This is a genomic window from Pseudomonas sp. C7.1 (assembly GCF_056312395.1).
In genome coordinates this window covers 1453016-1476607 of the sequence record NZ_JBWDTL010000003.1, presented here as the reverse complement: position 1 = coordinate 1476607, position 23592 = coordinate 1453016, and the positions used below count along the sequence as shown (strand labels likewise).

Annotated in this window: 28 protein-coding genes and 3 pseudogenes; 2 read left to right on the top strand and 29 right to left on the bottom strand. The window is 59.6% G+C overall.

Annotation, left to right across the window (positions count from 1 at the left end; all coding sequences use genetic code 11):
* Positions 1-8: 8 nt before the first annotated feature.
* From AC0T4W_RS10345 to gorA, 4 genes are all read right to left on the bottom strand, one after another.
* Positions 9-1883, bottom strand: a complete 1875-nt coding sequence (locus tag AC0T4W_RS10345; RefSeq protein ID WP_476318894.1) for an integrase — start codon at positions 1881-1883, stop codon at positions 9-11.
* Entirely contained in the window at positions 1876-2499 is a 624-nt protein-coding gene (locus AC0T4W_RS10340; RefSeq protein WP_476318893.1) for an SPFH domain-containing protein, read from the bottom strand. Before AC0T4W_RS10340 ends, AC0T4W_RS10345 begins: the two co-directional genes overlap by 8 nt.
* Before the next feature lie 326 nt (positions 2500-2825).
* Positions 2826-3449 carry a trimeric intracellular cation channel family protein gene (locus tag AC0T4W_RS10335; RefSeq protein ID WP_476318892.1) on the bottom strand — a complete coding sequence of 208 codons (624 nt, stop codon included), beginning with the start codon at positions 3447-3449 and terminating at the stop codon, positions 2826-2828.
* A gap of 7 nt (positions 3450-3456) precedes the next feature.
* Entirely contained in the window at positions 3457-4815 is a 1359-nt protein-coding gene (gene gorA, locus AC0T4W_RS10330) for a glutathione-disulfide reductase (protein WP_476318891.1), read from the bottom strand.
* An 82-nt stretch (positions 4816-4897) separates the two neighbouring features.
* On the opposite strand from gorA, the gene AC0T4W_RS10325 reads away from it, so the two are divergent.
* Entirely contained in the window at positions 4898-5320 is a 423-nt protein-coding gene (locus tag AC0T4W_RS10325; RefSeq protein WP_476318890.1) for a VOC family protein, read from the top strand.
* Positions 5321-5371: 51 nt separating this feature from the next.
* Here the strand turns inward: AC0T4W_RS10325 and galU are convergent, their stop codons facing one another.
* The 9 genes and pseudogenes from galU to AC0T4W_RS10280 form a co-directional block, all read right to left on the bottom strand.
* On the bottom strand, positions 5372-6211 hold the full coding sequence (gene galU / locus AC0T4W_RS10320; protein WP_476318889.1) for a UTP--glucose-1-phosphate uridylyltransferase GalU: 840 nt from the start codon (positions 6209-6211) through the stop codon (positions 5372-5374).
* A 45-nt stretch (positions 6212-6256) separates the two neighbouring features.
* Positions 6257-7618 (bottom strand): UDP-glucose dehydrogenase family protein, encoded by a 1362-nt coding sequence (locus AC0T4W_RS10315; protein ID WP_476318888.1) that lies wholly within the window; start codon positions 7616-7618, stop codon positions 6257-6259.
* 441 nt (positions 7619-8059) lie between these two features.
* The gene (locus AC0T4W_RS10310; RefSeq protein WP_476315895.1) at positions 8060-8587 is read right to left on the bottom strand and encodes a hypothetical protein; all 528 of its coding nucleotides are present in this window, start codon (positions 8585-8587) and stop codon (positions 8060-8062) included.
* A 24-nt stretch (positions 8588-8611) separates the two neighbouring features.
* Complete coding sequence (locus tag AC0T4W_RS10305; protein WP_476315897.1) at positions 8612-10375, bottom strand: hypothetical protein; 1764 nt, start codon at positions 10373-10375, stop codon at positions 8612-8614.
* On the bottom strand, positions 10372-10743 hold the full coding sequence (locus AC0T4W_RS10300; RefSeq protein WP_476318887.1) for a hypothetical protein: 372 nt from the start codon (positions 10741-10743) through the stop codon (positions 10372-10374). Before AC0T4W_RS10300 ends, AC0T4W_RS10305 begins: the two co-directional genes overlap by 4 nt.
* Positions 10740-12449 (bottom strand): hypothetical protein, encoded by a 1710-nt coding sequence (locus tag AC0T4W_RS10295; protein ID WP_476318886.1) that lies wholly within the window; start codon positions 12447-12449, stop codon positions 10740-10742. Before AC0T4W_RS10295 ends, AC0T4W_RS10300 begins: the two co-directional genes overlap by 4 nt.
* A 2-nt stretch (positions 12450-12451) precedes the next feature.
* A complete protein-coding gene (locus AC0T4W_RS10290) occupies positions 12452-12829 on the bottom strand; it encodes a hypothetical protein (protein WP_476315906.1) in 378 nt (125 codons plus the stop codon).
* Positions 12830-12894: 65 nt separating this feature from the next.
* Positions 12895-13140 (bottom strand): hypothetical protein, encoded by a 246-nt coding sequence (locus AC0T4W_RS10285; protein ID WP_476318885.1) that lies wholly within the window; start codon positions 13138-13140, stop codon positions 12895-12897.
* Between the two features lie 270 nt (positions 13141-13410).
* Positions 13411-15785 (bottom strand): annotated as a pseudogene (locus tag AC0T4W_RS10280) (tape measure protein).
* 745 nt (positions 15786-16530) lie between these two features.
* Here AC0T4W_RS10280 and AC0T4W_RS10275 point away from each other — a divergent pair.
* Complete coding sequence (locus AC0T4W_RS10275; protein ID WP_476315914.1) at positions 16531-16671, top strand: hypothetical protein; 141 nt, start codon at positions 16531-16533, stop codon at positions 16669-16671.
* A 100-nt stretch (positions 16672-16771) separates the two neighbouring features.
* Here the strand turns inward: AC0T4W_RS10275 and AC0T4W_RS10270 are convergent, their stop codons facing one another.
* The 16 genes and pseudogenes from AC0T4W_RS10270 to AC0T4W_RS10195 form a co-directional block, all read right to left on the bottom strand.
* Positions 16772-17122 carry a hypothetical protein gene (locus tag AC0T4W_RS10270; RefSeq protein ID WP_476318884.1) on the bottom strand — a complete coding sequence of 117 codons (351 nt, stop codon included), beginning with the start codon at positions 17120-17122 and terminating at the stop codon, positions 16772-16774.
* A 50-nt stretch (positions 17123-17172) separates the two neighbouring features.
* On the bottom strand, positions 17173-17910 hold the full coding sequence (locus AC0T4W_RS10265; RefSeq protein WP_476315920.1) for a phage tail tube protein: 738 nt from the start codon (positions 17908-17910) through the stop codon (positions 17173-17175).
* Between the two features lie 2 nt (positions 17911-17912).
* Positions 17913-18110: a DUF7210 family protein gene (locus tag AC0T4W_RS10260; protein ID WP_476315923.1), complete on the bottom strand. Its 198-nt coding sequence runs from the start codon at positions 18108-18110 to the stop codon at positions 17913-17915.
* Between the two features lie 9 nt (positions 18111-18119).
* Positions 18120-18425 carry a hypothetical protein gene (locus AC0T4W_RS10255; RefSeq protein WP_476318883.1) on the bottom strand — a complete coding sequence of 102 codons (306 nt, stop codon included), beginning with the start codon at positions 18423-18425 and terminating at the stop codon, positions 18120-18122.
* On the bottom strand, positions 18400-18585 hold the full coding sequence (locus tag AC0T4W_RS10250; RefSeq protein WP_476318882.1) for a hypothetical protein: 186 nt from the start codon (positions 18583-18585) through the stop codon (positions 18400-18402). Before AC0T4W_RS10250 ends, AC0T4W_RS10255 begins: the two co-directional genes overlap by 26 nt.
* A complete protein-coding gene (locus AC0T4W_RS10245; protein ID WP_476315929.1) occupies positions 18578-19021 on the bottom strand; it encodes a phage virion morphogenesis protein in 444 nt (147 codons plus the stop codon). Before AC0T4W_RS10245 ends, AC0T4W_RS10250 begins: the two co-directional genes overlap by 8 nt.
* Complete coding sequence (locus AC0T4W_RS10240; protein WP_476323563.1) at positions 19018-19179, bottom strand: phage protein Gp36 family protein; 162 nt, start codon at positions 19177-19179, stop codon at positions 19018-19020. Before AC0T4W_RS10240 ends, AC0T4W_RS10245 begins: the two co-directional genes overlap by 4 nt.
* Entirely contained in the window at positions 19176-19427 is a 252-nt protein-coding gene (locus AC0T4W_RS10235; protein WP_476318881.1) for a phage protein Gp36 family protein, read from the bottom strand. Before AC0T4W_RS10235 ends, AC0T4W_RS10240 begins: the two co-directional genes overlap by 4 nt.
* Positions 19428-19506: 79 nt before the next feature.
* Positions 19507-19857, bottom strand: a complete 351-nt coding sequence (locus tag AC0T4W_RS10230; RefSeq protein ID WP_476318880.1) for an HI1506-related protein — start codon at positions 19855-19857, stop codon at positions 19507-19509.
* Between the two features lie 12 nt (positions 19858-19869).
* Complete coding sequence (locus AC0T4W_RS10225; RefSeq protein WP_476318879.1) at positions 19870-20424, bottom strand: Mu-like prophage major head subunit gpT family protein; 555 nt, start codon at positions 20422-20424, stop codon at positions 19870-19872.
* A gap of 71 nt (positions 20425-20495) precedes the next feature.
* Positions 20496-20780: pseudogene (locus tag AC0T4W_RS10220) on the bottom strand (Mu-like prophage major head subunit gpT family protein); the annotation flags it as partial.
* Complete coding sequence (locus tag AC0T4W_RS10215) at positions 20780-21466, bottom strand: phage protease (RefSeq protein ID WP_476318878.1); 687 nt, start codon at positions 21464-21466, stop codon at positions 20780-20782. The pseudogene AC0T4W_RS10220 and the gene AC0T4W_RS10215, both read right to left, overlap by 1 nt.
* Before the next feature lie 7 nt (positions 21467-21473).
* Positions 21474-21776 carry a phage protease gene (locus tag AC0T4W_RS10210; RefSeq protein ID WP_476318877.1) on the bottom strand — a complete coding sequence of 101 codons (303 nt, stop codon included), beginning with the start codon at positions 21774-21776 and terminating at the stop codon, positions 21474-21476.
* A 33-nt stretch (positions 21777-21809) separates the two neighbouring features.
* A complete protein-coding gene (locus AC0T4W_RS10205; RefSeq protein ID WP_476318876.1) occupies positions 21810-22607 on the bottom strand; it encodes a Mom family adenine methylcarbamoylation protein in 798 nt (265 codons plus the stop codon).
* Between the two features lie 56 nt (positions 22608-22663).
* Positions 22664-22771, bottom strand: a pseudogene (locus AC0T4W_RS10200) (Com family DNA-binding transcriptional regulator); the annotation flags it as partial.
* A 386-nt stretch (positions 22772-23157) separates the two neighbouring features.
* On the bottom strand, positions 23158-23592 hold the full coding sequence (locus tag AC0T4W_RS10195; RefSeq protein WP_476318875.1) for a phage head morphogenesis protein: 435 nt from the start codon (positions 23590-23592) through the stop codon (positions 23158-23160).

Here is a 23592-nt window from a genome sequence, read left to right as displayed (position 1 = left end):
CCTCTATTTCAAAAAGTGAAAACTTTAAACAGCTTTACTCTGTCGACTTGTGATTCCGATGCAGGGGGAGGCGTTTCTTCCTCGGCAGACAAACCTGATGAAACCATGCCAGTGTTTTTGTAGAGGTTCGTCGCGCTCTCTCGAGTCATTTTGTTACCTTTCAATTGAAACCTACGGACAGCTTCAATGAATGACTCACTTTCCGTAAAGCGGAATTGTCCGTCCTTCACGGCCTTTGAAATCTCGGTCTGCAATTTGTAGCTGTGTGGCGTGTTTGAGTAAGGTGGCGGCGGTGTCAGCACACCAATAAATGCACCAGACTCATCAAGCAAATTGATCGAAGAGACATCTCTACGAGAGTACTCAATGATCATTTTTCGCCCCGCCGAATTACTCCGCAATACGTCCGGATTTCGGTATTTCTGGTAAGCAAAGTTAATGAACGCGCCCCCATATTTGGCATTTGACTGCACGATCTTTGGCTCGCGAATTCTCGTAAACGCTGCCTCATTTTGATAACGAGTAGGCAGTGTGTTCGGCGGCAACGCCCTTGCCTCCATACGCATGAGGAACAAGTCCAATGGGGTGTGGCCTTGGATTGACGCGTGCGGCCGACCGTTATAGTCAGAGATCACAATGTCTACGGCACTTTCCAACTCTTCTAGAGACAGCAACATCTTCAAAGGGTTTTTGGACTTTGGCGATAAACGTGCCTTGATCTCGTCTGTGGATTCACTACCCGTGGTACCAATTATTTTGTGAGAAAAATTTTGCACTAAATAGAGAAAAAAACGCTCCACAATAGGGCGATCATTGGGCGTGTGCGGTCTGCCGAACTCCACCACACAGCCAAGCCTATCATTTAGCACCTCAATCACATGCTTCGCCTTATGCGCCCAAGCATTATCCAGTTTTAGTGTGGACCACGTTTGCCACGCGCCCGAACTTTCTGAGGGGAACCCCCCTTCATCGCGATAACGGGTATCAGGAATATTCAGCGGTGGACGAACGTGTGGACTCAGGGCTCGATAAATCGCCGTAAGCAAGTCGACTTGATCATAGTTGTGACCCAGTGCCAATGAATAGCCCAACACGCACCTTGAAAATTTTTCGATCAGACAAATTAGCCAGACCCTGAGAATTTCATATTCAACAGGCTCCCCATAGGCATCCCTTTCGCGAATAACCAAGCGAAGGTCCAATTTGTGTCCATCTACTTCAACTTGTTCCAAGATGTCCGATGGATCAATATCTCGGACGCTCTCGTTAGCTTGTGAGGCCTTCAACTCTTGCTCCGCTTTCAATTCTCGGTGTTTATCCTGCAACCACCTCCTAAGCCCGCTTATACCTTCGGTTTTTTGATTTAATGGGTATTCATGTTCGGTAACTCCAGCCTCAATGCACTTGCGCACGAACGCTTTATGAACCGCTATAAAGTAGTCGCCGCCAGATTTCCGGGGTTTATATCTACGGGCTTGCACTTTCAGCCAATCATCCACATCTGGATGTTTCTCAACGAAGTGCGTAAAAACGCCGGAATACCCTTGCGTTGCGGATGAACTGGGCTGCGCTGTCCGATTATATTTTCTTTCACCGCTGCGCTTATAAGGTATTGCGGCCACCCAGCCAGCGGGACTTCCGGATTTGTCCAGCGCTTCGCATTTGTCGATGACTCGATAAAGCGTTGAGCGGGGTATCCCGTATTTTTCTTGAATTTCCTCTAGCGATGCGCCTTCCTTCAAGAACGCCCGGATAGCTTTGATACGATTCTCCGTCGGACCTCGAAGGCCATCCGGCAGGACCGTTAAGTCAACCGCACGCCACTTATCACAGTCGTAACCTTCTCGTTCGCGTTCGGACCTAGAAAATCGTTGATCACTCATCCAGGGCATCTCCATGGCCTAATTGGGATGCCCCACTTAATTTTGTCGAACTCAAACTTTTGACGTTCAATCGGCCCTTTCTGACCAACTCGAACACCAAAGCTGCGCCCTTTTCGCCAAAATCCTGCTCCACCGCCTGCATAGCGCTGCTCACCGTAAGTCCATGCCTTGGGAGGAGTCTCATCACTTCGCGAAGATTGCGCTCAGTCAGTGCATCTCTCTGCTTGTTGATATAGGAAAGCATGAGCAGGTAGTTTTCGTAGCGGGTACGTTCAGATTTCAGGAAGTCAGTATCTAAAATTTCGCAGAGAAAGCCGTTATTGTCGGCATAATTCTGGACTTCAACGGTCGTGCTGGTTCCCAGGCATGACTTGGACACCACAATGATTGACGCGTGGCTATTCTCGAACGCAAGCGCAACCGGAATTCTAACTTTATCCAATTCGATGAAACGCTGGTTCACGGTCAAATCGCTCACCCAAGGATCAAACTCCACCTCGGCGAATCGCCACAGCGTGGGTCGGCAGAACAAGCTCACCTTTTCGTTTTGCTTATGACTGAACACCACGAATTCTGGAGCACCCGCTGGTCGTGAAGGATGGGAGAGTGGGTCCATAGCCTGCCTTTTTGACTAATACCTGTAAAATCATTAGCTTACGAAGTTGCAAAATTGCACATGCACTCGGAAGTTTCATAATTAGAGAGGAATTATGGGTGACAGATGGCTGATCGTTATATTTTATAAGAATATAAAATATATTATTTATTCTTGGGGAGATGGTTAGTCTAGAGTTTTTATATAGATCGACTTCGATTTATAACTGGATTCGCTTAGAAATGCTTAGGTGAGGTCGTCAAAGACGATGGATGCATTTCAAATGCTGAGTTTCAAATTTTGAAAGTCTCGAATTTTCGAAGTCGCAAGGCCAAGTCACTTGGCCCTCAGTCCCTGTCCAGCAAATGGAAACTGGGCAGTGCCACATGCCAGCGAATGGCGGCCAGGCGTATCAGCAGCACGGTGAGCATGGCCACGCCTGTATCCAGCCAGTGCGGCGTGCCCAACGCGCGCATGGTGATAAACATCACTGCACCAGCTATGCAGGCGGTGGCATAGATTTCTTTCTGGAAGATCAGCGGGATTTCGTTGCAGATCACATCGCGCATCACGCCGCCTGCAACCCCGGTCATCACGCCCATGATCACGGCTGTGCTATGCGGCACGTTGTGTTGCATGGCGACCTCGGTGCCGATCACGGTAAACACTGCCAAGCCAAAAGCATCTGCCAATAGCAGACCTTTTTCGTGAATCGGCTGGGTCAGCCGTACCCAGATCACCGTGCCCACCGCCGCCAGCGAAGCGACAACGATATACAGGTCGTTGCGAATCCAGCTGACCGGATGGTTGTCCAGAATCACGTCACGCAAGGTTCCGCCGCCCAGTGCGGTAACGATGGCAATCACCAGCACGCCGAACAGGTCCATGGATTTGCGCCCAGCCATCAGCGCGCCGGTGATGGCGAATACCGCGACGCCGAATAGGTCGGCCAGATAGAACAGCTGAACCATGCTGACCTCAGGACGACACGGGGGTACGCATGGTGACGAACTCTTCGGCGGCCGTTGGGTGCACGCCAATGGTTTCGTCAAATAGCTGCTTGGTAGCGCCAGCCTTGAGCGCCACAGCCAGGCCTTGCACGATTTCGCCAGCATCCGGGCCGACTATATGGCAGCCCAGTACGCGGTCTGTTGCAGTGTCCACCACCAGCTTCATCAAGGTGCGTTCCTGGCTCTCGGTCAGGGTCAGTTTCATTGGGCGGAAGCGGCTCTCGAACACGCTGACGTCGTAGCCCTCCTCCTTCGCCTGCTCTTCACTGAGCCCAACCGTGCCGATATTGGGCAGGCTGAACACTGCAGTCGGGATCATCTGGTAGTCGACTTTGCGGTATTGCTCTGGCTTGAACAGGCGCCTGGCGACCGCCATGCCTTCGGCCAGCGCGACGGGCGTGAGCTGCACGCGGCCGATCACATCACCAATGGCAAGGATTGATGGTGTGGTGGTCTGATATTGCTCGTCGACTTTGATAAAACCGCGTTCATCGAGCTGCACATGGGTGTTTTCCAGGCCAAGGTTGTCCAGCATTGGCCGGCGACCGGTGGCATAGAAAATACAGTCAGCCTCAAGCACGCGACCATCCTTGAGGGTGGCCAGCAGGCTGCCATCGGCTTGTTTGTCGATGCGGGCAATGTCGCTGTTGAACTGCAAATCCACACCACGCTTGCTCAGCTCTTCCTGCATGTGCCGACGAACTGCGCCATCGAAGCCGCGCAGGAACAGTTCGCCGCGATACAGCAGCGAGGCCTTTGCACCCATGCCGTTAAAGATCGAGGCAAATTCCACGGCGATATAACCGCCACCCACCACCAGCACCCGCTTGGGCAGCTGTTCAAGGAAGAAGACTTCATTCGAGCCAATAGCGTGTTCATGCCCTGGCACCTCTGGAATCTGCGGCCAGCCACCGGTGGCGACCAGGATGTGCTTGGCGCTAAAGCGTTTGCCGCCCAGCTCAACGCTGTGCTCATCAACAATGCGCGCGTGACCTTCCAACAAGGTCACGCCACTGTTAATAAGCAGGTTGCGGTAGATGCCATTGAGTCGCTCGATTTCACGGTTCTTGTTGTTGATTAGCGTGGGCCAGTCGAACTTGGCCTCGCCCAGCGACCAACCAAAGCCCTGGGCCTGCTCGAAGTCATCGGCAAAGTGCGCGCCATAGACCAGCAGTTTCTTTGGTACGCAGCCAACATTGACGCAGGTGCCACCCAGGTAGCGGCTTTCGGCCACCGCCACGCGAGCGCCATAACCGGCGGCAAAGCGCGCAGCCCTTACACCGCCGGAACCGGCGCCGATCACAAACAAGTCGAAGTCGTAGGTCATTTCAGCCTCCAGAACAGGCCACCAGCATACCCCAAGGCGCGTCAGTGCCTAAACTCGACGCATACGGAACAGGAGAACAGCAATGCGCCCTACCCTTACTCATGTGGCCCTGCATGTGCCTGACCTGGATGCCTGCGTGGCTTTTTATCAGCAATTCTGTGCGATGCAGGTGATCCACCAGCGCGCCGGCAAAGGCGCAAAGATTGTTTGGATGGCCGAACCCGGCAAGGAGCACAGTTTTATTTTTGTGATCATGCCCGGCGGGCAGGATCGGCAACTGGCGACAGATGACTACAGCCACTTTGGCTTTGCCCTGGAGAGCCGAGAACAGGTGGACAGCATTGCCGCGCAAGCACGGAGCGCGGGGTGCCTAGTCTGGGAGCCCCGTGACGAGCCCTTCCCTGTCGGCTATTACTGCGGCCTGCGTGACCCGGCAGGCAACTATGTGGAGTTCAGCTTTGGTCAGCCATTGGGGCCTGGCGCCGAGCATGTGCCATTGCCCTGAACGCCAACAGCCACCCTAGGGTGGCTGTGTGTTACCGCGCTAGGGCCTGAATCAATAGGCCTTGCCGGTTTTGTAGAGGTTTTCAAAGCAGAAGTTGGTGGCGTCGATATAGCCTTCTGCACCGCCGCAATCGAAGCGCTTGCCCTTGAATTTATAGGCCATCACGCAGCCATTCTGCGCCTGCTTCATCAGCGCGTCGGTGATCTGGATTTCCCCACCTTTGCCTGGTTCGGTTTGCTCAATCAGCTCGAAGATATCCGGAGTGAGGATGTAGCGGCCGATGATTGCCAGGTTCGACGGCGCATCTTCCGGTTTGGGCTTCTCGACCATGCTGTTAACCCGGTAGATGTCATCACGAATCATCTCACCGCAGATCACACCATATTTGTGGATCTCGTCCATCGGCACTTCCTGAACCGCCACGATAGAGCAGCGGAACTGGTTGTACAGCTTGACCATCTGCGTCAGCACCGCGTCGCCGTCCAGGTTCAAGCACAAGTCATCGGCCAGCACCACGGCGAACGGCTCATCGCCAATCAGCGGGCGGCCACAGAGAATCGCGTGGCCCAAGCCCTTCATTTCCACCTGCCGGGTGTAGGAGAAGCTGCATTCCTCAATCAGACGACGGATGCCGACTAGGTATTTTTCCTTGTCGGTATCGCGGATCTGGTGCTCAAGCTCGTAGCTGATATCGAAGTGATCTTCCAGGGCGCGCTTGCCGCGGCCGGTGATCATGGCAATTTCCGTTAACCCGGCTTCCAGCGCCTCTTCGACGCCGTACTGGATCAGCGGCTTGTTCACGATCGGCAGCATTTCCTTGGGCATGGCCTTGGTGGCTGGCAGAAAGCGGGTGCCGTAACCGGCAGCAGGGAACAAGCATTTCTTGATCATGGGGGACCTTGTGTAGATGGGGTGGAAATTGCGTGGGGCAGTCTATCAGGCTGCACTGGCCTTACAATGCCCCTGCGCGGGCCGACCAATACCTCGGTAGAGAAAACCCAGCTCAGCCAACTGCGCGGCATCGTAGATATTGCGCCCATCAAACAGCACGGGCATACGCATCAAACCACGAATGCGCGCAAAGTCGGGCTGGCGGAATTGCTTCCACTCGGTGACCAACACCAGTGCATCCGCGCCCTCAACAACGCTATAAGGCGATGTACTCAAGCGCAGTTGACCGCTGCTGATCGCCTGGCCGTAACGCTCTTCCAGAGCCGCTGTAGCAACCGGGTCGCACGCCTGAACGGTGACGCCGACAGCCAGTAAGGCATCCAGCAGTACCAGGCTGGGTGCTTCACGCAGATCATCGGTACCTGGTTTGAAAGCCAAGCCCCACAGCGCCACCACGCGCCCTTGCCAATAGCCGGAAAAATGCTCACGCAGCGCCTGGAACAACAGGGTTTTCTGCAGCGCGTTACGGGCTTCGACTGCGCGCAGGATGCCGGGTTCAATGCCCTCCTGCTCTGCGCAGCGAATCAGCGCCCGTACATCCTTGGGAAAGCACGAGCCGCCGTAACCGCAACCTGCGTAGATAAAGTGCGTGCCAATGCGTTTATCGCTGCCGATACTACGCCGCACATCCTCGATATCGACATCCAGGCGCGTGCACAGACTGGCCATTTCATTGATAAAAGAAATCTTGGTGGCCAAAAAAGCATTGGCGGCATATTTGCTGAACTCTGCCGCCCGTAGGCCCATGCACAGCAAACGCTCGTGATTGCGCAGAAACGGCGCATACAGCCGGCGCAACACCTCATGCCCCTGGGGTTCATCGCAGCCGACAATCACCCGGTCCGGCCGCATAAAGTCATCAATCGCCGAGCCTTCCTTGAGAAATTCCGGGTTGCTCGCCAGCGTCACCGCAAAACGCTTGCCGCATTTGCTCAGCCGACTATTAATACGCTGCGCTACACGCTCTGCCGTGCCCACTGGCACCGTTGATTTGTTTACCACCACGCAGCTCTGCCCAAGCAACTCGCCCAACTCATCGGCCACGGCCAGTACATGGGACAAGTCCGCCGAGCCGTCCTCCCCGCTCGGTGTGCCAACGGCGATAAAGATGATCTCGGCCTGCTTGATGCCTTGATACAGATGCTGGCTAAAACTCAGCTGACCGCTGCTCAGGTGGTTTTGCAGCATGGCTTCCAGCCCTGGCTCGTAAATCGGTGACTGGCCGCGTGCAAGCCGCGCCACACGCTGCGCATCACGCTCAACACAAACAACGCGATTACCCATCTCGGCAAAACAGGCTGCCGATACCAGCCCCACATACCCTGCACCAATCACACAAATCCGCATCGCCTGCACTCCTCACTGAGTTAGCGCGATTGCAGCTAAAGCAGATGGCAGACGTATGACATGAATAAGGCGCTCAGGTGACAGACCTTGATCATGGCGGTGCTAATTTTCAAACTTCACTAAACGTCTAGCAGGCCGTTGAAAAACTACCTACGTTGCTGATACTGCGTTGAAAACAGGCTCGGAATGCCACTTGTGGCTAACACGCTTTAGCGCGGCCCGAAGGGCGAGTGAAACGAGTAATGCTCATTTACAGCCAGTAAACTCCGCTTCCTCGCCTGTTTGACCAGCCGGAGGCTGTTACTAACGTAGCGCCTTGTCTCAGCTGCCTCGCCTACATGTAAGCGCGCGCCGTTTTTGGCACTGCTTAGCGCGGGGTTTGGCATAGAGAAAGCCGAGCCGCGCGCATGATTTTAGCTCGATGTTTGGCATAGCCGCAGATTAACCCGCCCCCCCGCCTACAAACTGCGGCACGACTTCCAAGTAGCGCCCCCCAGGCCCCGCAATAGCATGAACCCGCAACCCCATAATCTGGGCCATCGGTATATGCAGCTCATTACCCACAGCAGTAGCGCCGATGTTCTGCCCCATAGCGCCCACTCCATCAAATCCAGCAGAGCATTTCAAAACCAGCTGGCTCGCTGCGGCTGTTGGCCATGCGACGACTGTAAACTCCAGTACGTGCCTTGAAGGTACATTCGGCAACATCAGAACAAACTGGCCTCCCGGCCCTTCACCAACCTCGAATACCTCAACCCGGCCAGCGGTCATCGGCACATCAAGCTGGCCGGCCTCGGTCAACTCATGAAAGGTGTGCACGCCAATCGGGTGGCCCCAGTCTGCTGCCGTTGAAGTACCGTTCGATATGTAGTGAAAGCCTGAAACCAGATCGACGTAGTGGGCCGCTATTGAAGGCGGTGCCCCTGTTGGCGCGCCATTGCCACTCGCCACGTGTTGTACTTCAGCCATCATGTATCTCCTTGTGTAGCAGGGCTAGACCCAGTTGATAACGGAACTCGTAGGAACCTGCGTCAGAGCCGCGCCGGTGCGTGAGTTGTAAGAGCCGCGTAGGCTGGACGTCGGGAAGCCCACAAACTGCTGAGCCGTGCCGGACTTAAACCCCGTAGGGCTGTAAGCGTTTTGCACACTGCATATCGATGCCGGGCCGGACATCGTCCAGAGCGCAAGTAGCTTGTTTGAGTAGAGGTGCAGCCCTGCATATGCTCGGGCAAAACGCGGCCCGCCTAGCTCAAGGTAAGCCGACGGAGGCGATTGAGATTCAAGCAAAGTCCCAACAACAAGCGGCGCGAAGCCATCGTTCCGAATGGCTCTGTCTAACGGCTGTAGGCCGGTACTGGGTAGGTTGCTGCCTATGCCCTGCGCGCCATCCTGATCAACCTGTTCGCTGTCCACTTCCAGCACAACGTCAACCGTGGTGCGGAACTGCGCCACCCCAACCTGGTTAAGTGTGTCGCCGCGCAGCTCAAACGACACATCTGGGTTTGTGCTGCTAAACAGCTCCGGTCCGGCTCTGTAGTTCAGCTCTCTGCGCAACTCTGCCTCAGCGATAACAGCGCCGTTGAGGCTCAGGGTTTGCTTGATAACCTCGGTGGTAGTGCGGTTGATGTTGAACGAAACACTCCCCGCAAAGTACTCCGTGTCAAGCAGGGGCGAGCCCAGATTGGGGATCGGCGAGCCGTCGTCTGCAAAATAGGAGTTCACATTTGATTTTTCAGTGATGCCGGATGCGCTAATGCTAAAAACCGTATTGGCGGTCACCTCATTACTGCCGCCGCGTTCAAGCAATTGCACCTCGCCATCATCGTCAAACCAGGCGGCGATCACTGTGCTGCCATAATCCCAACGCACCACCCCATCGCGGGCGCGCCAGTTAATTGGCCATATCACAATATCCGGCGCATCTTCAGGAGTCACCACGGCTGCGGCGTACGTCACGCGCGGCGTCGTTATTGCACGCCCCTGATACTCGGCAAAAAACTCGGGGCCGTTATCGGTCTCAACCCACACGCCATCCAATAGCCCAACCGATTGCGCGTTCTGGCCCACTCTTGCCCGGTATTCATTCCACTGCACATCGTACTGCGTGCGGCTCGGAGCTATGGGCGCGCTGAGATACTCAAGTTCAGCAGTAAACACCTCATCCACTCGCGCTATGCGCACTAAAAAAAAGTCGGGTCCATAGCCAGTGGCGCGGAATATCGCCGCATCGCCACGGCGGGAGACGTCCGCCAGCTGCATTTGATCGGGCAACATAGCGCCAGTGACACCACCAGGAACCTCCGGATATAGGGTGACCGGGACTGCATCGTCGGGTGCCTGTAGCGACACAATAGACACCTCCACCCGGCGGCCCGTCGGGCCACCCGATACCCCCCTGATGCCCACAAAACAGCACTTTCCAGGTGCCTCGGCATAGATGAAACGAGCAGCCGCCTGCAGCTGATCAGCCACCTTTGACACCTTGCGCCATTCAACGCCATGGACGTAACCGGCACTCCAGCAAAGAATGTCCACCGGCCAGCTCCAACCGCGAGCCTCATCTGCCAGCGCTTCCTCGGGGGAACGAACAGCGCCAGGCGCATCAGGCACCGTTAGCAGCCAGTTGTCCCCGTTCTGCGGTGAGTTAATTTCGACCGTGGCACCGTTCGGCAGGGTCAGCTCTCGCCCACGTACAAGACCATGACAGGGGAAGCCAAAGGCTCGATAGTCAGGGAGGGTCAGCTCGATATCGATCATGGTTCGCCTTTCCCTCCGCCCGGAGTGGCCTTGACTGGGCGTTTAGCAAAGCGAATCTCGCCAACCTCGCCGTTTGCGTCGTGCATCGTGATGGCGTCGACCTGCGGCAGCTCCAGCGCGACCAGCCCGTCCGTTGTAATCAGCACGGTTGAACTGTCGTGATACGTCCGGGCGTACTCGGCGGTGTCACCCACGCTACCCTCAATAAGCGGCCAGGAAATTCCGCCGGCACCTGTCGGTGGGGCAACATCGGGCACGCTGACTCGCTTACCAGCACGCGCGCCGCGACGGGCAGCGACGGGCAGCCCCTCGCGGCGCTCCGGCTGCAACAGGCCCTGCAGGTCACTGATTAGCCGCTGATAATTCATGCAACCTCCATTAAAAGTTGGTCGCTCGGTAGCACAACGGGGTATGTATGCTCGCGCGTTGCCTCGGTCGGGTCACGATGCTCGGCCGCGATATCCGGCGTTGTGATCTGCAAACGGCGGGGGTGGCTTTCCGAACTGGGTGTTTCCCAGCCGTAGTTGCCGGCGAATCCGTCGATATCTTCGCTGTACGGGGGCGACGCGGGCCGGCCGCCCAACTGGGTCGCCAGTTGGGCAATGGACTCGGGCGGCTCGCCAAAATCGAATACAGCTCGGGCCGGCAAGGTGAAGCCAGCACCGGTCGCAACTTGGCCAACGCGGGTCAGCGCCAGCTCTAGTTCGGCCACGGCCTCGCCGCTGTCGTGATCCCAGCGCACGGCCCCGCGCCGCAGCTTGCCTTTTGCGCGCATGCCGAGCGCCTCGACCTGGACGGTATGCACCAGGTCGAACACGTCATCGGTGACCGGCACTTGGAATGCCAGGCGGCTCTGGCGGTGGCTGGCATGCATGCGCGTTTTCTCAAGGGCGAATGCGGTACGTAGGAGGTTCTCGCGGCGGGCCGGCTCGTCCTCATCAAGAATCCAGTCGCCCAGTTCGTCCTGCACCGCCGTATCGGGACGCGGGCCTTCCTCGTCTTCCCAGGCACCGCCGTCAAACTCGACCTCGTCGGAGTGACGGGCCGACCCACCGCGCATGCCGTAAGCCGCTACGGAGCCGGGAACCTCCAGCGCCAGCTTGTAGACTTCGGTCAGCGTCTGTGCCACGCGGGCACCCACACGCGCATTGAAGGCCAGCATATGCGGGTCGGCAGTAAAGCGGTTGCCCCAGGAACCGCCATTGCCGCATGGGTTGGGCATCGAGTGCGGCAGCGCCTCGTAGGTAAGCCCAAGCGTCGTCCAGTTTGCTTGATCGAGCGCCCCGGTCAGCATGCTCACGGTCGGTAACTCGGTGTCGTCGCCCAGCCAAACGCAGAACGACCCGGCCGGGTGCTCCCAGGCGAAGGTGTACTCGCGGTGGCGCAGGCGCTGGTAACGGTACTCGACTGTTAGCTCCACCCGGTTGATCAACTGATCGGCAGTTGCCAGATTGAGCTGCAGCGAGCCGTCAATGATTTCGTCGGCGGTGAAGCGGTAGTGTGCTGCCGGTGCAGCCTCCCACTCCGTCAGACGGAACTGGCCTTCAGCGCTGCAATCGAGCGACAGTGCGCGAGTGCTGAGCAAGTTAGCGGCGTAGCGTTCGGGGTCGTCGATCTGGCCGAACACGCCCTCGGCATAGTCGCCCGGCACCAGGGCGGCGATCTGCTCAGCAGTCATAGCAGCCAGACGCCGCTGGCGCTGACAGGTGGCTGTCATGGTGAGCACCTGGCTGGAAATATCGACGCTCGGCTGCATGGCCTCGCCGGTAAACCACAGCGCCTGCGCGGCGACCAGGTCACCCTCCAGACGTTGGTGATAAAAGGTCACTGGCTGCCCGGTGAAGGCGTCCGGCTCAAATACGCCCGGCTCGGGCAACAGTCGCAGCGTGCAAAGTCGGCTGCCCGACTCTTCGAACTCGATACTCGCCACGCCTGTCAGCCTGGCGGACACGTCTTCGCTACCGATCTGCACGCGCAAGCGCCAGACCTGATTGTCTGGCACGGTCACCACCTGGCTGACCGATGGCGGCCAGGTATTGAGCGAGGCGGTGTTAAGGGCGCTGAGACCGAGCATGCTTAGCCCCCCACCAACACATTGCTGGCCTGATCGACAAGGAGATTGCCGGCCGCGTCCGTCAATGCGCCATCCGGCCCCGGCTCGGGATCGGTGCCACCGTCTTGCTCCAAGGCTTCGACTCTGGCCGTCAGCGCCGCAAGCTGGCTGACCAGGTCGTGCAAGGCACCTGCGGTCAGTTCGATGAATACCGCACTACCGGCCGGCCACTCAGCGGCGGCCGTCCCCTCCTGGGCGCGGTCGATTGTCAGCACGCCTCCCGCCTGGGCCGTCACCGTGACGATTTCCCAGGCGCTACGTGCCGCATTGGTCAGCGTCACCTTGTACCAGGTGCCATTACCGAAGCTCAGTAGACCGGCCGCTGAGACAGGTACTGTCATCTGCTCGGCACCGGCCGGGAGCGTTGCGCTCAGCCCTGTTTGCCAATGGTTGATAAATCGCTGCATCACGCCTCCCGCGCGTCAAAAGACCAATCGACCAGCTCGCGACTGTCGTCTGTTTCGGTAACCGGCCCATCGGTGAGCACCATCAGTCGAGGCAGCCAGCCAACCCGGTACGCGCGGGCACCGGGGATCGGCGCTACGTTGGCCAGGTTGCCGTCCAGCACCAGGCTGGTATCGACCCAGCCGCTGCCCACGGCGGCGATTGCCCAGGGCTGTTCGTCCGGGCGGCGGTGCTGCGCAGACGGCAATTCGTAAACCAGTCCCGTCCCCCACCCACTTGGGGGCAACGCACAGCAGCTCCAGTGGGCGGCTGTAGTCGAGCGACTCAAGGGCTGGGTCGAGATGGCCGGTGGCGCTGATCGAAGTAGCCGTCTTGCGCCAGTGGGTTTGTTTGACGCCTCGGCCGCTGGCCATACGCAGCTCGCGGCTGCCGCCAAAGGATTCGTAGCGCTGCCGGATCGGTCCGGAGTGCGGCAGTATCTCGATGCCACCGAGGACGAGCGGGACAATGTGCTCAGTCATTTCCGACGCATTCCTACCGTGCCGTGCATCAGGCGTGCGCGTTCCAGATCGTCTTGGAAGCGCTGCACTTCGTTCGGTGTACCTTCCAGGGCATAGGAACCGCCCCATGGCATGGCCAAATTGAGCGGCTGGCGTTCGCCCATGCGCTCCAGACCCTGCGGCAATGCGGGGAAGTCGGGCACGAATGGCTCGCGGCCCGGCAGCTCGCCTGTGCGGTTCATGTAGTCGAGGTTTGCCGCGCCCAGGCGCTGGGCCGAGCGGGCGTTGAGCATGAATTCTTTACGCGATGCGGCGACCAGGACGCTGTCACTCACCGTGCTACCGGGGCCGTCGATCCAGCCACCCGTGGCGCGTTTGATCGGTTTGCCGGTGATGATTTCTGCAGCCTGGTCATTAGCTGCGCCGGATGCTTTCGCGGCATCTGCTCCCGCGCCGATGTAGTTGACCGGGATCACCATGTACTTTTTCAGGCGCTCGGCCAGCTCTTTGGCCTGTTGTTCCAGGTACTCGGCGGACTGCTCGAAACCCGTAAACTCGATATTGATTCGCTTGAATGCCTCGGCCTGGGCCAGCAGCTCATCCATGCCTGCCTTGATTTCGTCCACCCTCGCCTGAGCATCGATGCGCTCGACGTCGGCTTGCATGCCCTCCAGGGCCTTGGCCTCGTCACCGATCTTGGCCAACTCGGCGGCAATGCCTGCAAAGCCATAGCTATTGGCCCCTGCTTCTTTCAGCTCGCGCAGGATCTCGCCTGCCTCGCGAGCCTGGCGAATAGCCTCCTCAGTGTCGCCCGCCACCAGCGACTGGCGCGCGCCTGCCTTCAGTGCTGTTACGTCGCCGAACTCGGCCGGACCGTCATCAGCAGCCGGGGCGCGCATATCCTTGACGAGCTGCTCGAACTCTTTTGCCAAGTCCGCGCGAGACTTCATCGCGGCCTGGGTTTTCTGGTTGGCCGCTTCTAACTGTTTGTTGGCCGCTTCGTAAGCCAGGATTTCTTTGCCCAGCGCGTCCTGGATGTTTTTGAGGTTGTCGGCCTTGATCTTGGCTACAGCTGCCGAATGGCGACCCTCGGCGGCCTCGCGCTCGGCGTGCTCATCTTTGATTGCGCCCAACGCCTTGCGGTAATCACTGGCCCTGCGCTGTGACGCCAGCGCGTCCTGGTTGATTTCGTCGGAGGTGTCCTGCCGGCTGATCAACTCGCCCTGGGCGCGGTAGTGTTCCTCGGCCAGGCGCAGGCGCTCGGCATACGCTTTGCGCTCGGCATCGGTCATGCGGGCCAGCGACTCGGCCGGCAGAATCACCGCATCGGCATACTCGGTGGTTTTCGTCACTGTGGCCTGCAAGCTAGCCTGGTAATCGGCCTGGCTTTTTTGCAGCTCGCGGATGCCATCAATGGTGTCGTACAGCTCGACCAGCTTGCCGCCCGTCCAGGCGACCACGCCCAGGGCCAGTGCGCCCTTGGCCAGCTTGGCCACGTCCGCCAGGTTCTTTAGTTTGGGGATCAGGCCAGTTGCCTCAATGCCCATCGCCCCCAGCGCGGCACGGCCTGCGCCGCTCACGGCGGGCAGCTTGCCCAAGTGCCCGCCTAGCAGCAGCAACGGGTTTATCAACCCGCGTACCGCTAACCCGAGCGGCACTACTACGGTGGCCATAGCACCCACTGCCAGCGTGGTATTCCGGACGGCGGGATCTAGCTGGGCGAAAAATGCGGCAACTTCTACCGCACTTTGTCCCAGGCGTAACAACTGCTGCGCAAGGTCAACCAGCCCTTGGGAGACTTGCGGATCGCTGATAGTGGCAGCCAGATCATTGATCGCCTGAATCAACCCACTGGTATCAGCACCGGAAAGCGCCTTGCTTACTGCATCGCGCAGCCGGGTCATGGCTGCGCCCACGGTGTCTGGCAGCCCCTGAGACTCGGCGCGAATCACATCGAACTGGCTAACCAGCGCGTCGGTTACCATTGCTGCAGTTAGCTCGCCCTCGGCTGCCATCTTGCGAAGCGCACCGATAGGCACGCCCAAGCCCGCAGCCAGCGCTTGCATAAGGCGTGGTGCCTGCTCGGCCACGCTGTTAATTCGTCACCGCGCAACGCCCCGGCTCCCAGTGCCTGGGCAAACTGAATTACGCCATTTTGTGCCTCGGCGGCCGTCGCACCGGACACGCGAAACGACAGCGCCACGGTTTCCGTCAGCTTGAGAATGTCGTCCTGACTACGCCCCGCCTCTTTCAGTGGCCGGCTGATACGGCCGTAAAGGGTCACCAGAGAGTCAACCGGCGCAGCACTGCGCTGTGCGATGCCCTCCAGGTTGGCCAAGGTGCTGTTGAACTCTTCTTGTGAGCTGGTGGCCAGGCGCAAGCGTCCAAGCATGGACTGGTACGCATCCACGGTAGTGGTCAGCCCCTCGATACCCCGCAGCGCCGCCGCCATGCCGGCATAGACCCCGACAAAGGCCACAGCCCCCGCCATGCGGGCTTGCCCTAGGGCAGCTGTCCGACCATTGGTTTGAAATACCAGTTCGGCGGTACGCTGGCGTAGCCGCACCTTGGCCTGCGCCAATTCGGCCAGGCTCAGCCCGCCTTGGGTGGCTAACACGCGGTACTGCTGTTGTAGCGCCACGACCTCGTTGCGGATCTCGCGGTGTGGTCGCACGTTCAGCGCCTGGCGCGCACCGGCAATGCGCGCTTGCTGGTCAGCGGCCTGGCTCGCTTGTGCCAAATCAGCCGCTAAACGCTTCTGCTCACTACTCAGGCGGCTGGTATCCACCCCCGCGCTTTTCAGCGCGCCGGACAACTGGGCGAGCTGGCCTTTTTGCCCGGCAATGGCCTGCTCCATTGCCCGCGCTTCGCCCGTCATTGCGCGGTAGGCTTGCTGCTGCGCCCTGGTGGGCTTCTCGGCGCGGACCAGTTCATCGGCAAGCTCGCGGATGCGTGCGCGGGTTGCGTTGAGTTGGGCCTGGTTCTCAGCTAGGCTGGATTGCATATCCCGAAAGGCATTGATCTGCCCTAGCGGCTGCTTGAGGCGTTCCACCAACTCTTGATAGCCGGCACGAAAGTCCTGCAACTGACGGCGACCATCGCGGGCATCGACTGAAATGGAGAGGCGTACATCACTCATGGAAACAACCCTGATTATGCTGGTGTTGGCACTGCTGCTGTTTTACTGGCCGGCTGCATTCATCGGCGCGGCGCTGCTGATCGCTGCTATCGGCCTGTTGGTTGCGCTGGTCGGGTTTTCTCTGCCCAAACTTCATTAACGTCCTTTTTGCGCCGCCTCGGCCGCGCTAGTCGCTTCATCCAACGCCGCTAGCCAGGTGCCCCAGGGGTAACTCCATAACTGGGTGTGGCCGTGCCGGATCAGGGCGCTGGCGTTTCGTTCAAGTCGTTTGAGAGCCGTTCCAGGAGCCGTTTTCCGGTCTCTGTGATTCGCTCCCTTAGGCCGAAAAAATCCTTGTTTACCTCCCGGCAAGCATCAAACAGCTCGCGCACCTGGTTGGGTGTCAGGCTGTCCAGGTCGTTTTGCTTCACATCCGTCATGGCCATCAGGTCGGCCAGGCTGATTTCGGCAATCAGGGTGTCGCCCACCAGGTCGTCACCCGCGCCATCGGCGGTGCGCTTCAACCAGGCGCGAATCTCACCCACGGTCAGCTCGCGCACGGTCACGCTCAACGCGCCGAGGGCAAGGGTCTTTGTCAGGGTCATGCTCATAACCAAAGGCTCCAATGCCGGGCCTGTGCGGCCCGGCGTTGCGGGTGGGTTTAAAGGAAGGTGGCGCGCCAGAAAGGCGACTCACCAGCCGGGCGCGTCGGGTCGGCCAGCACCTCACCCTTGCTCAGCAACTTGCCGGGGTTCTCGCCATCGATCAGCGCCAGTTCCTCGGCGGGCGGTGCCTTCCAGCGGTGAATCTCGACAACTACCGGGCGGCCGCTTTCGGCTTCGTTAAGGCCGTCGAATACCAGACGGTACTCGGCACCGGCTTCTACCAGCGGTTCAATGCGCGTGGCCTGGGTGCTGGTGTAGGCGATGGTGGCCGGGGTCGGCGCGGTGATGACCGCGCTGTCCTTCGGTACGCTCAGGCCGGCCGCCGAAACATTCACCGCCGACAGTGCAATCGGGGTGCTGTCGCTGGTTTTGGTCAGGGTGATCGACTTAGGGCCTGGAAACTCGGTCATGCTCAGACCACCCGGCTGCAGCACGATGGGTTCGGCGGTCACCGTTTCGGGCGGCAGGTCAATAATCTTGCCCTGCAGCACCATGGCGAGGTTTTCCTCGGGCCATTCCTGCATCTGCACGTCGAGCGTGATGCCATCCAGGGTGTCCAGGGTGGCGAGGTTGCCGCCACCCGGTTTGCGGTGTTGCTTCCAGGCCATCTGGTTGGAACGGTTGGCGAACTTGAGCGTTTCAACGTCGCCCAGGTCGCGCAGCGGTGCGTCCACAACGCCCAGGCGCTGGGCGTGAACAACGCCAACGCCCTTAAATACTCGTGGCTGTGCCATGGTCACTTACCCTCTACGTGTTCGCCGACCTTGAAGGTTTCGACGATAAGTTTTGCGTCCGCCTCGGACACGGGAATAACCGCGCCCTTGGGGTGTTTCTCGCCGGCATGGCGGTGGCCGTTATCGCTGGTGATCTTGACCTTCACCTTGGCTGGCTCGGCTGGTTTCGCCTTGTCTGCGGCTTTTGCTTCAGTTGCCATGTGCCCCTCCTAGCGGGTGCGTGGGTGTTCAAATTTCACCGGCCAGGTCAGCACCCAGGCGGCGGTGCCGGCTTTATCCAGCCCGGCGTGGTAAAGGTTGGCGGCGCGCACATCCTTGGCGTTGATGCTGTCCTCAAGCGCCAGGCCGCATCGGCTGCCCGGCAACGCTGCCTGTAGGGTGCTGGCCACCTGCAGCACATTCAGGGCACGGGGTAGGCCCTTGGCATCACCGGCCAGCACCACCGCAACGGCGTGCCCGTAGGCGATCAACTGACCACGGCCATTCAGTTCAAACTTCGAGCCCTTCCAGGGCAATGCGGCAGGCGCGGGCTTTGGTTGCGTAGCGCTCCAGGTCGGCCGGGCTGAACCGCCCGCCATGCAGCGCGACCTCAACCTTGGGCGTAACGCCCTGGTACAACTCAGCGGTCCAGGCTTCGATGCCTTGCAGCACCTGGTCAGCGGTTAACTCAGTCATTGGCCAGGCTCTCTAGGTAGTCATCAATCAAACCCACAACGTCATCGCGATCCTGGCCTTCCAGGCCCAGGAACTCGCGCTGCTCGATCCCTCGGTCTGGGTCGCCGTACTGGTGTGTGGCCGCATAAATCAGCGGGCTACCCACCAACACGCTGTCGCCCTGCACCTCGTACGTGATGCTGTCCAGCAGGTGGCCATTGCCTTGCAACAGGCTCTGGCCGCTGTGCCGGGTTTCGGCGTACTCGGGCGACCAGTCCGGCCATCCCTGGCCGCCTGGGCTGGCTTTATCAACCGCAATGCGCCGCCGCGTCTGGCTCTCGACCTCTGCGCCGATCCCTTCCAGGAGCGGCGCGGTGTCCAGTTGTGCCAAGCGCTCCAGCCGGCCAGCCAGGCGTGGTTCAAACGCTAGGTTGGTGCTGATGGCGGCCCCAGTCACAGCAGGTCACCAAAGCGCTTGGGCTGGCTTTCAAACCAGGCCTCGCCGCTGCTTGCCTGCTCGGGCGGGGTTGGCAGGCCAAGGCCTGCGTCACCCGATGCCACCCGACGCAGGTAGCTGATGGCGTCCTCATAGCGCTTGCGCTTGTCCTCGGTCAGCGCACCGCCCTCGCTCGAAAGCAGGTACAGGGCGATATCGCCGACCAGGCCGGGAAGCGCTCAGGCACCACCGGCAACGGCAAGCGATGCTTGGCGCTGACGTAGCTGTCGATTTCGGCACTGGCGCGGGCCAGTGCGTCCTCAACCACCAGAGCATCAATCACCCCGTCATCATCACGGTCGGCCACCAGCAGCACGGCGTTTTCGCCGTACTGCTTGATAAAGCCCGCCAGGGTTGCGTAGGCCATGGGTTAAGCCTCGCCGCCCTGAGGGTCAGCTGGCGGCGTGTCGTCTTTCTGCTCGCCGTCCTTGGAGGCAGGTGGAGGCTCAGTAGCGGGGGCCGCTGCGGGTTCGCCGCTGCCTTGGCGGCCGGGCTTTTTCGCGGCTGCTTTGGCACTGCCTCCAGCCTTGGCCGCTTTCGCGGCTCGGGGCCTTCGCGGGCTTGGCCGCTGCCGCTGGTTTGGCATCCTTGCCAGGGTCAGCCGAGGTAGAGCCACCAACAGCGTCCGGCTCGGCCAGCTCACCATCGAGCAGCTCAACGGTAAGCACCGGGTCGGCCTGCGAACGCTCCAGCTCGGCCTCGGTAAAGCGGTCGGCCGGGTGATCGGTGGCGACTTTGCTGTGGGCGATGCCACAGCGGCGGAAGCCGTCCAGTTTCGAGGTGATACGAATGATCATGGCGGCGACCCCTTATGCGAGCCACGGGCAAACGAGCACCTTGGCGGTGTGATACCACTCGTTGCCGTCGTCGGTATCCTTCTCCAGGAGCTTGCGCGCGGCACCTTCCAGGCGCGGCGGAACCACCAGCAGGTTTGGCGTAATGCCTAGCGGGCGGCCACCGTCTGCCTTGAACTCACCCATAGCGGCGCGGGCGCTGCCATAAAACTCACCGGTAAGAGGCTGACGCGAGGCGTAGGCCATCTGCCAGAAACCAAAGCCGCCGTTGTTACGGGCACGCACGCCATGCACGTATTCGTCATGGTCAAAGACGTGATCGCTCTTGGTCGGGTCGGTTTTGCTCTTAAGCTCAGGCTTGATGCGCTCCTGGTAGATCAGCGGCTTGATGGCGCGGGTGGTATCCAGCAGGAACCACGCAGGGCCAGGGCTAGCGCCGGGAATATCGACGTTGCTGACCGACTCGGCCGAGCCTGTGCCGTCAACTTCCGGGAATACCGGGTGGTCGGTGTCGAAGAAATTCTGGCCGTCAAAGCACAGCGTGCTAAAGCCCGTCGGCCAACAGGGCAAACATCAGTTCGTCCGGGTGGCTGAGCAGCAGCGCGGCCCATTTCCTCGAACATCGGGCGGTAAATGCCTGCGGCGTCGTCTTCAATGGCGGTGCGTGGAACGGCCACGGTGCCTTCAAATTTCTTGTTGGTGATGGAGTAGCCGTGGGCGGCCATGTCCTTGAGAACACGCGCGCCAATCCATTCACGCAGTTTCGGGAACTGGCCTAGCCAGCCGTAAGTGTTGCTCGCAGTGGTACTGGGCACCACCGTGGCAATTTCTTTGAACAGACCTGGCGCAGACGCCAAGCCGCGTTGGTAGTCAGCGCGGTAGCCGACAAACAATGCTTGCAGCAGTGCGGGGGTTACAACGGCCATTATTTAGCCTCCGGGTTGATCAAGCTGAGGTATTCCGCCTCGGACATACCGAGCAGGCGCGCGGCATCCTTTTGCTCGGAGTTGAGAGCAGTGGTGGTTTTTGGCAGCTCATCACTGAGCACCTGCTCGGTGACGGATGGCGCGGCTTTTACGAACTCGCGGAAGCGCTCCAGACCGCCTTCTTGGTTACACGCTTTGACGTGGTAATCCTTGGTGGCAGGGGTGATCTTGCCGGCCTTGAGCGCGGCGGTGATCTCGCTATTGATGGCGGTTTCCAGCTCTTTTTCGTCGCGCTGGGTCAGGGCCTGCTCGGCGTTTTTGGCGCGTTGCTCCAGGGCGTTGTAATCGCCACGCGGCACAAACAGTTGCAGGGACGGGGATTTCTCGCTGTTCAACGCCGTTTCTTTGGCATCTTTAAGCGCTTGAATTGCCGCCACGGCTTGTTCCTCCGTGGCGTTTTCAGGCAAGCCGAGGGCTGCCCGGATGGCTTCTGTGAGCATCGGGGGTTTCTCCATCGATGGGACTTGTTCGGCGTTAAGCGCCTTGATCAACAGATTCGGCTTGTTGGTTAGGCCGAAACTGGAGAAGCGGTGAATGCGCCCGGTGTCGTCATAGGTGAAGACGGGCGACAGGTAGCGGTATTCGCGTTCGCTGATGGCGTTGCGGGCTTTGGCCGTCCAGTCCACGCGGGCTTCAAGCGCGCCGCGCTCGATTTACCCGGTACTCCCGCGCCCAGCCGGATGCCGGGGCATCATCGCCCTGGGGGGCTTTCAGCTCGGTGGCGTGCAGGTAGTCAAACGGCAGGTCAGCGCCCTTGCTATGCGCCAGGGTGTTGGCCATTACTTCGGCCGGGTCATACGTCCAGGTGCGGCTGTCGCGGCCAACTACGGACGGGCCAGGCGGAAGCACCTCGACCCATTCAGGCACATCAGCGCTCAGCTCAAAGCAGAGGGCTGTGGAAGTGGCGCGATTGTGTGGGGCGTTTTGTGTGTTCATGCCGCTAGTTTCGGCGGCATGACGGGGGCGGGATTAGAGGAAGGGGTTCAGTAACTGGCTAGGGCTGGTAAGCGGGGCGTTACGCCGTCTGCGATCCGGCAAGGGCTGCCCCAGGCTTCGGGTATGGCAGCGGTTCCTTCTTAATCTAGCCCGCCAGCCGGGCTTGATCAGATAGATATAACGGAACTGCAACAAGTTCCGGCGCACAGCACGGTGCAAATTGCCCCGCAAGTACTCCCCACGCTGGCCAGCCTTCTTATGGGCCGTGAGCAGCATCGGGTGATAGGCCTCACCGTCCAGCTCATAGAAGCTGGTGCGGTGGTGGCCCAGGTACAGGAAATTGGCCGCCTGGTACACCACGCCCCAGCCACCACAGCGCTCATCAGCAAACGATTGCTCCCAGGCCACCTTTGGGCAGGCCCGCTTGATGAGCTTGAACGCATAGCTCAGGGCGCGGCTTTCGCTGTTGCGCGGCGCTATGTCATCCAGCCACATGCGGTTTAGCTCCAGGTACTGATCAACCTGGGTCCCTGCCACGATCTTTTGCGCACCGGCCACCGGGTTTAGCGCATAGCCAAACTGCAACACGCCGCGCATCACACCCTCGACCCATACCCCCAAGTGGATGTAGGAGTTCATTACGATGCGGCCTGAATAGTGATTGGCAATGATGATGCGGTTTGCCTCGGCGCGCGGGATCAACGCGATATAGAAGGCGCTGCATCCAAAGCCTGCAAGCGCCAACTGGCCATTGAAATAGCCGACCTGGTCAGTGGTCGGCGGTGTGTACTCACCCGGCTGGGCTGGGTGATGGTCTTTCTTTGTCGCCATGAGCTACCTCGGTATCCAGGCGCTCTAAGGCGCTCTGGATTCGGGCAGCTCACGGCTGTCTGACTATTGATGACCCGGCAACGCGGGCACTTGATTTGCAACAAAGTGAAGCCAGCGGCTTTGGCCAGTAAACGGCCACAGCCACCGCAGCGAATATCAATCACGGCAAGCCTTTAACTGTATGTCTAAACAGTGTTAATTTGCCCGCGCTTCGTCGACGAGGCGGGGGCCTTAGCTGGGCTTGCAGGCTGGTTCTGCGGTTCGGCGGCCGGCCAAGGTGGTGGAACACCTCGGCCGGTCGGCCCTTTCTTATGGCCGCTAAGGGCGGCCAGCCTTTCTGAGTTGTTCTTCACGCCACTCAAGGCGTCCCCCGATACTGCGTTCTCCTTTAGTTCGCCCAGCAAGTGCGAGGCGTGTTCCTTCGATATTGCATACCAGCGTCTCTCGCCTGAACGATCACAAGGGCGTTAGACCCCCGTTAGAACGCAAAACGCCACCAACCCCACACCTTGGTGGCTCCCTCGCCGCCAAACAGCGCTTAGACGGCGTTTTAGGCGGTGTTAGTTTCCGGCTGTTTTTCTTCCAGGAGCTGCTGTGCTCTGGCCTTCCTGGACACGGCTCCGGGGTTGTAGTCCCAGCCTGGCTCGATGCCTTTGGGCACGCTGACTACCTGGCCGGTGCGTTGGTTTATGTACTCCTGCATGCCCAGGTCGGGCGCTTCGGTCATGTACTTGCCAGTGCCAATAAGGCGCTCGGCCTCGCGCTTGCTGATCTGGCGCACCCAGCACTTGCAGCCCCAGCCGTTGGGTGGAAAGTGCGACTGCCACCACGGGTGGTCAGCTGGCAGGATGATCCCGGCCCAACCCACATGCTCCGGCCGGTGCTCGCGGCTTGGCCCCAACTGGTACAGCAAATAAGGTTGCGTTGCCCTGGTGCGCTCGATGCGCTGCCACTGGCCGGCCGCATGGGCCTGGCGCAGGTTCAC

Bases quoted from the DNA above. Each gene is read 5' to 3' on its own strand.
- AC0T4W_RS10345 (WP_476318894.1), bottom strand. From the start codon at position 1,883: ATGAGTGATCAACGATTTTCTAGGTCCGAACGCGAACGAGAAGGTTAC.
- AC0T4W_RS10340 (WP_476318893.1), bottom strand. From the start codon at position 2,499: ATGGACCCACTCTCCCATCCTTCACGACCAGCGGGTGCTCCAGAATTC.
- AC0T4W_RS10335 (WP_476318892.1), bottom strand. From the start codon at position 3,449: ATGGTTCAGCTGTTCTATCTGGCCGACCTATTCGGCGTCGCGGTATTC.
- gorA (WP_476318891.1), bottom strand. From the start codon at position 4,815: ATGACCTACGACTTCGACTTGTTTGTGATCGGCGCCGGTTCCGGCGGT.
- AC0T4W_RS10325 (WP_476318890.1), top strand. From the start codon at position 4,898: ATGCGCCCTACCCTTACTCATGTGGCCCTGCATGTGCCTGACCTGGAT.
- galU (WP_476318889.1), bottom strand. From the start codon at position 6,211: ATGATCAAGAAATGCTTGTTCCCTGCTGCCGGTTACGGCACCCGCTTT.
- AC0T4W_RS10315 (WP_476318888.1), bottom strand. From the start codon at position 7,618: ATGCGGATTTGTGTGATTGGTGCAGGGTATGTGGGGCTGGTATCGGCA.
- AC0T4W_RS10310 (WP_476315895.1), bottom strand. From the start codon at position 8,587: ATGGCTGAAGTACAACACGTGGCGAGTGGCAATGGCGCGCCAACAGGG.
- AC0T4W_RS10305 (WP_476315897.1), bottom strand. From the start codon at position 10,375: ATGATCGATATCGAGCTGACCCTCCCTGACTATCGAGCCTTTGGCTTC.
- AC0T4W_RS10300 (WP_476318887.1), bottom strand. From the start codon at position 10,743: ATGAATTATCAGCGGCTAATCAGTGACCTGCAGGGCCTGTTGCAGCCG.
- AC0T4W_RS10295 (WP_476318886.1), bottom strand. From the start codon at position 12,449: ATGCTCGGTCTCAGCGCCCTTAACACCGCCTCGCTCAATACCTGGCCG.
- AC0T4W_RS10290 (WP_476315906.1), bottom strand. From the start codon at position 12,829: ATGACAGTACCTGTCTCAGCGGCCGGTCTACTGAGCTTCGGTAATGGC.
- AC0T4W_RS10275 (WP_476315914.1), top strand. From the start codon at position 16,531: ATGGAAACAACCCTGATTATGCTGGTGTTGGCACTGCTGCTGTTTTAC.
- AC0T4W_RS10270 (WP_476318884.1), bottom strand. From the start codon at position 17,122: ATGAGCATGACCCTGACAAAGACCCTTGCCCTCGGCGCGTTGAGCGTG.
- AC0T4W_RS10265 (WP_476315920.1), bottom strand. From the start codon at position 17,910: ATGGCACAGCCACGAGTATTTAAGGGCGTTGGCGTTGTTCACGCCCAG.
- AC0T4W_RS10260 (WP_476315923.1), bottom strand. From the start codon at position 18,110: ATGGCAACTGAAGCAAAAGCCGCAGACAAGGCGAAACCAGCCGAGCCA.
- AC0T4W_RS10250 (WP_476318882.1), bottom strand. From the start codon at position 18,585: ATGACTGAGTTAACCGCTGACCAGGTGCTGCAAGGCATCGAAGCCTGG.
- AC0T4W_RS10235 (WP_476318881.1), bottom strand. From the start codon at position 19,427: ATGGCCTACGCAACCCTGGCGGGCTTTATCAAGCAGTACGGCGAAAAC.
- AC0T4W_RS10230 (WP_476318880.1), bottom strand. From the start codon at position 19,857: ATGATCATTCGTATCACCTCGAAACTGGACGGCTTCCGCCGCTGTGGC.
- AC0T4W_RS10210 (WP_476318877.1), bottom strand. From the start codon at position 21,776: ATGAACACACAAAACGCCCCACACAATCGCGCCACTTCCACAGCCCTC.
- AC0T4W_RS10205 (WP_476318876.1), bottom strand. From the start codon at position 22,607: ATGGCGACAAAGAAAGACCATCACCCAGCCCAGCCGGGTGAGTACACA.